The organism is Paraburkholderia sp. 22099 (genome assembly GCF_052045835.1).
GTDB classification, from domain to species: domain Bacteria; phylum Pseudomonadota; class Gammaproteobacteria; order Burkholderiales; family Burkholderiaceae; genus Paraburkholderia; species Paraburkholderia terricola.
The window spans coordinates 1-6761 of the sequence record NZ_JBQEPU010000064.1; the positions used below are offsets into that span (position 1 = coordinate 1).

2 protein-coding genes are annotated in these 6761 nt (G+C 70.2%); both read left to right on the forward strand.

The window, feature by feature from the left end:
- Positions 1-4560 (forward strand): condensation domain-containing protein (locus ACTJLC_RS31470; protein ID WP_440846348.1); only part of this gene is annotated, 4560 nt, incomplete at its 5' end.
- 36 nt (positions 4561-4596) lie between these two features.
- On the forward strand, positions 4597-6761 hold a 2165-nt coding region (locus ACTJLC_RS31475; RefSeq protein WP_440846350.1), incomplete at its 3' end, for a condensation domain-containing protein.

Genomic DNA, 6761 nt, shown 5'->3' on the forward strand with positions numbered 1-6761 from the left:
GGCGTCTCCTGGCGCGTGCTGCTCGAGGAACTGCAAACCGCCTACGCCCAGGCCGAGCAGGACCAGCCCATCGCGCTGCCCGCGCCGTCGATGTCCTGGCGCGCCTGGGTCCGCGCGCTCCACCGGTATGCCGCATCCGACGCGGTCCAGTCGGAAGCCAACTGGTGGCAGCAAGCCCTCAGCGTGCTCGACACCGTTCCGGCACTCCCGCTGCGCCCCGCCGCGGGCACGCGCGTCGTCGAAAGCGCAACGATCGACTGGACGCTCGACGCCGGCCGCACGCGCGACCTGTTGCAGAACGCGTCGCGCGCCTATCGCACGCGCGTCGACGAGTTGCTGCTCGCCGCGCTCGCGCAGGCGCTCGGCGCATGGAGCGGCGCAAGCGAAATCGCCGTCGAACTCGAAGGCCACGGCCGCGAGGACGTGATCGACGGCGCGGACCTGAGCCGCACGGTCGGCTGGTTCACGACGCGCTTCCCGGTCGCGCTGCCCGCCGCATCGGCCGCGCCGGGCGATGCGCTCATCGCCGTGAAGGAGCGCATCCGCGCGGTGCCGAACAAGGGTCTGCACTGGGGCCTGCTCGACGCGAGCCGCGCGCGGCCACGCCCGGCCGTCAGCTTCAACTATCTCGGGCGCTTCGATCAGTCGTTCGATCCGGCGTCGCGCTTCGCCTTCAGTTCCGAGGATGCGGGCAGCAGCCACGGAGCCGGCGCGCGCCTCGACTATGCACTCGACCTGAACGGCATCGTCACGGGCGAAACCTTGCTGCTGCGCTGGCGCTTCGACCCGGCGCGAATCGACCGCGAGAGCGTCGAGCGCATCGTCGCCGCGTTCGGCAAGCAGGTCGACGCGCTGATCGCGCACTGCGTGGCCGCGCCGCCGGGCGCGACCGCGTCGGACTTCCCGTTGTCCGGTCTCGATCAGGCGCGCTTGCGCGCGCTCGGCTTGCCGCTTGGCGGAGTCGCCGACATCTATCCGGCCACGCCCTTGCAACAGGGCCTGCTGTATCACAGCGAGTTGCAGCAAGGCGAAGGCGTCTATGTGAACCAGTTGCAACTGACGCTCGACGGCCGCCTCGACGACACGGCGTTGCGCGCCGCCTGGCAGGCCGCCATCGCGCGGCACGACATGTTGCGCACGCGCTTCGAGTGGCGTCATGGCGAAGCGGCCTTGCAGATCGTCCAGCGCGAAGCCGTGCTGCCGTTCGCGGTGCACGACTGGCGCGATGCGCCGGACTACGATGCGCGCCTCGCCGCCTGGCGTTCGGCCGATCTTGCCGCCGGCATCGATGCGTCGCGCGCGCCGCTGATGCGCGTGAACGTATTCCGCCGTCCCGACGGCCGCTTCGATCTCGTGCGCACGCATCATCACGTGCTGACGGACGGCTGGAGCGGCGCGCGGCTCCTCGCCGAAGTGTTCGACGACTACGAGCGCGCGCTCGGCCTGACACGCCGCGATGCGCCGCGCGCCGCGGCGGGCGTGCCGCCGCCGTACCGGCGCTACGTCGAATGGCTCGCGGCGCAGCCCGATCCGCGCGACTGGTGGCGCGAGCGGCTCGCCGCCGCCGACGATGCGGGCACGCTCACCGCGAGCCTCGCCGCGCCGCACGACGCATCCGCGAATGTGTCGCGCAAGCTCGCGGTCGAGCTCGATGCGCTCCTCGACGCCCGCGTGCGCCGCGCCGCGCAACGTCATCGCGTGACGCTCAACACGTTGATGCAGGGCGCGTGGGCCGTGCTGCTCGCGCGACTGAGCGGCAAGCGGTCGGTGGCGTTCGGCGTCACCGTGTCGGGGCGGCCCGCGTCGCTGGCCGGATCGGAGGACATGTTCGGCCTTTTCATCAACAGCCTGCCGGTGTTCGCGGCCGTGCCCGGCGACATGACGGTATCGGCCTGGCTCGACGAATTGCAGGCGTACAACCTGCACATGCGCGAAGTCGACCACACGCCGCTGTCGTCGTTGCAGCAGTGGGCGGGACGCAGCGGCGATGCGCTGTTCGACAGTCTGATCGTGTTCGAGAACTATCCGGTCGCGGCTCGCGCGGCATCCTCGGAGGCTGACGCGTTGCGCGTCGATCGCGTGGATTCGTTCGAGCGCACGCACTATCCGCTGACGCTGACGATCCTGCCGGCGACGCGCATCGAACTGCAATGGAACTGGGACAGCCGACGACTCGCGCGCGCGCAGGTCGAGCAATTGCAGCGGCAATACCTTGCGCTGCTCGATCAACTGGCCGACGACGGCGAGCGTGCGCCGCGCTTTGTCGGGGAACTCGCGGCGCGGCGCGGCGCGGCGCACGCGGAGCCGTTGCCAGTGTCCTTGACGTTGCCCTTGCCTGACACCTTGACTGCGTCTTTGGACGAGCCCTTGACCGAGCCCTTCACCGAGCCTTTGGCCGAGCGCGTGACCGAGCCTTTGGACGAACCCTTGACCCAGCCCTTGACCGAACTCTTGACCGGGCCCGCGTTGCGCGCGTGTCACGAGCGCTTTGCAGCAGAGGCCGCGCGCGCGCCGCAACGCATCGCGGTCAGGCAAAACGGTGAAGCCTTCGATTACGCGACGCTCGCGCGCTGGTCCGCCGTGATCGACGCGCGGTTGCGCGCGAGCGGCGTCGCGTGCGAGGAGCGCGTGGCGGTCTGCATGCGCCGCTCGCCGGCACTGATCGCGAGCATGCTCGGCGTGTGGCGCAGCGGCGCGGCGTATGTGCCGCTCGATCCGTCGTTCCCGGCCGAACGCCTGCGCGACATGCTGGACGACGCGGGCATCACGCGGGTCATCGCCGATGCGGAGGGTCGCGCGCGGCTCGGCAACTGGCTGGACGGCCGTATCGCGATCGACGCAAGGCTCGACGCGATAGGCGACGTTGGACGCGACGCAAGGCTCGACGCTACAGGCGACGTCGGACGCAACGCGCGACTCGACGCCACGCGTGACGTCGAACGTGACGTGCGGCTCGCCACCACAAACGACGTCGGACGCGACGCGCGACCCGACGCCACGCGTGACGTCGGACGTGACGCGCCGCTCGCCACCACAAACGACGTCGGACCCGACGCGCGACTCGACGCCACACGTGACGTCGGACCCGACGCGCGGCTCGCCGCCACACGCGATGCCGCCGACGCCACCGACGCACGCGCAATCCTGCCGCCGCCCGCGTTGCCGTGCAGCGACGCGCAACTCGCCTACGTGATCTACACCTCCGGCTCGACCGGCCGGCCGAAGGGCGTCGCGGTCTCGCACGGCGCGCTCGCGCGGCTGCTCGCAAGCGTGGGCATCGCGCCGGGACTGCATCGCGATGACGTGCTGTTGTCGGTCACGACGCCGTCGTTCGACATCTCGCTGCTCGAGTTCTGTCTGCCGCTCACGCGCGGCGCTTGCGTCGAGATGGCCGACGCGTCGACGGTCGCGGACGGCGCCGCGCTGGCGCGTCTGATCGACGACAGCGGCGCGAGCTTCATGCAGGCCACGCCGAGCGGCTGGCGTCTGCTGATCGAATCGGGCTGGCGAGGTCCGTCGCGTGGACGGCTCGTCGGCATCGCGGGCGGCGAGCCGTTGCCTGCCGACCTGGCGACGCAACTGGCGCAACGCGGCGTCGATTTGTGGAACCTGTACGGCCCGACCGAGACGACGATCTGGTCGAGCTGCGCGCGCGTGGCCGAGGGCGGCCCGGTCACCGTGGGCCGCGCGTTGCATGCGAACGCGCTGCGCATCGTCGACGCGAGCGGGCAGTTGACGCCGCAAGGCGGCGTCGGCGAGTTGTGCATCGGCGGCGACAACCTCGCGCGCGGTTATCTCGGCCGCGCCGGCCTCACCGCCGAGCGCTTCGTGCCGGACCCGTACGGGCCGCCCGGCGCGCGGATGTACCGCACCGGCGACCTGTGCCGCGAGCGGCCCGACGGCGAATTCGAATGCCTCGGCCGGATCGACCAGCAGGTGAAGCTGCGCGGCTACCGGATCGAACTCGGCGAAATCGAGGCGGCGCTGCGCGCCTGCGACGGCGTGCTCGACGCGGCCGTCGCGCTCGTGCCCGGCGCGGGCGATGCCGAGGCGCGGCTCGTGGCGTATGTGGTCGGCGCGTCGCGCGCGCTGCCAGCCGGCTGGCGGCAGACGCTCGCCGCGCGCCTGCCCGGCTACATGATTCCGGCGGCGCTTTATGAGCTTGAGGCGTTGCCGCGCACCGCGAACGGCAAGCTGGACCGCAACGCGCTCGCGCGCTTCGAGGCGGCGCCGGAAAGCGACGCGGCGTGGGTCGAGCCGTCGGGCGAGACCGAAACGTTGATCGCGCGGCTGTTCGGCGACGTGCTCGGACTCGCGCGGGTCGGCGCGAACGATGACTTCTTCGCGCTCGGCGGGCATTCGCTAGCGGCGGTGCGGTTGATCGCGCGGCTGTCGGAGCGGCTGGGCCGGAAGGTCGCGCTCGGCGCGCTGTTCGATAGCCCGACGCCGGCGCTGCTCGCCGCGCTGCTTACGTCCGGCGCGGATGGCGACGCGTCGCCGCGCGCGGCCGCGAACGATGAACTGCAAGCGCTCGATGGCTTGTTCGATGCGCTGGATTGAACCGCGTGCCTATGCCTATCTATGCAAATTGAAAACATGCTGACTACAACCTCTAACGAACCGGTTGCCGTGCCGGGTTCATCAGTAGCCGGTGCTGATGTCGATGCCGGTGCCGGTGCGAATGCCGCTACCGGTGCAGGTGCCAATACCGGTGCCAATGCCGGTGCGAATATCGGTGCCGGTGCAGGTGCCAATGCCGGTGCGAATACCGGTGCCAATGCCGGTGCGAATACCGGTGCGAATACCGGTGCGAATACCGGTGCGAATACCGGTGCGAATACCGGTGCGAATACCGGTGCCAATACCGGTGCCAATACCGGTGCCAATACCGGTGCCAATACCGGTGTGAATGCCAGTGCCAATACCGGTGTGAATGTCGGTGCCAATGCCGGTGCCAATACCGGTGCCAATGTCGGTGCCAATGTCGATGCCAATGTCGATGCCAACGCCGGTGGCAATACCAATGCCGCCACCGATGCTGCGAGCCAGGCGCTCGCGATCTCGCGCAAATACGCCGCACTGTCGCCGGAACGCCGACGACGCTTTCGCGAGAAGGCGCGCGAGCAGGGCGTCGATCCCGCGCGTTTGCCGATCGTGCCGTTGTCGCGTGACGTGGCAGAAGCGGATGAAGCCGGCGGCTTGGTCGATGCTTCGGCGTGTTATCCGCTCGCGCCCGCGCAGGAGCGGTTGTGGTTCCTATGGAAACTCGATCCGCGGAACCCCGCGTACAACCTGTCGCGCGCGATCCGTCTGACGGGCCGCCTCGACGTTCACGCGCTGCGCCGCGCGTTCGATGCGCTCGTCGCCCGGCATGGCGCATTGCGTGTGCGTTTCGTCGAGACGCGCGGCATCGCGGTTCAACGTATCGCGGACGATGTGGGCTATCTCTGGCGTGAACGCACGCTCGACGATCCCGCGCAATTGCGCGACACGCTGCGTGCCGCCGCGCGCGAGCCGTTCGATCTCACGCAAGGGCCGCTGTTGCGCGTCGATCTGATCGCGCTGGACGAGGACCGTCACGCGTTGTCGATCGTCGTGCATCACATCGTGTCGGACGGCTGGTCGCAGTCGCTGCTCGTTCGCGAACTCGCGGCGCTGTATCGCGCGGCGCTCGCGGGCGAAGGCGCGCCGTTGTCGCGCGCATTGCCGCCTTTGACGATTCATTTCGGCGATGTCGCTGCATGGCAGAACGAATGGCGGGACGGCGCGCTCGCCGACGATCTCGCGTACTGGACCCAGCGACTGGGTGTCGAGCGTCCCGCGCTGGAATTACCGCTGGACCGGCCGCGCGCGGCGGTGCGCGGCATCGAGGGCGGACGCTGCCGGCGCGATGTCGACGCGCAACTCGCCGACCGCTTGCGCGAACTCGCGCGCGCGCGGCGCACGACGCTGTTCACGGTGCTGCTCGGCGCCCATGCCGCGTTGCTGTACCGCTACGGCGGACAGCCGGGCGTGCGCATCGGCGTGCCGTCGGCGGGACGACAGCGCGGCGAGACGGAAGGGCTGATCGGCTTTTTCGTCAATACGCTCGTGATCGATGTGGACGTCGACGGCGGCATGCCGTGCGGCGCGCTGCTGGCCGGGCTGCATGCGCGCGTGCTCGAAGCGCATGCGCATCAGGCGGCGCCGTTCGGGCGTGTCCTCGACGCGTTGCGTATCGAGCGCGATCTCGGCCGCTCGCCGCTGTTCCAGGTGATGTTCAATCTGGAGCAGGCGACGAGCGAGGCGGCGGTGGCGATGCCGGGTCTCGTCGTGGAGCCGGAGGCGGGCGGCACGGATACGGCGCGGTTCGATCTCGTGCTGAACGTGGTCGACGATGGGCGCGGGTTGCGGCTGATGTTCAACTATGCGGCCGATGTGTTCGATGCCGGGACGGTGGAGCGGATCGCGTCGCAGTATGAAGCGGTGCTGGCGCAGATGGCGGAGGGTATCGAGCGGCGGGTTGGGGCGTTGACGTTGCCGGCGGGGTGTCCTGAGGTGGCATTGCGGCGGTATCCGTTCGAGTCGCTCGGCGCGGCACTGGCGGCGCAGGCGCGGCGCACGCCGGAGGCGGTGGCGCTGCGCTGCGAGGACGCGTCGCTGACCTATGCGCAACTGGATGCGTGGTCGGCGGCGCTGGCCGCGAAGCTGGTCGCGCGCGGGGTGGGCGCGGAGCGGCGCGTGGGCTTGTGCGTGACGCGCGGGCCGGCGCTGGTCGCGGC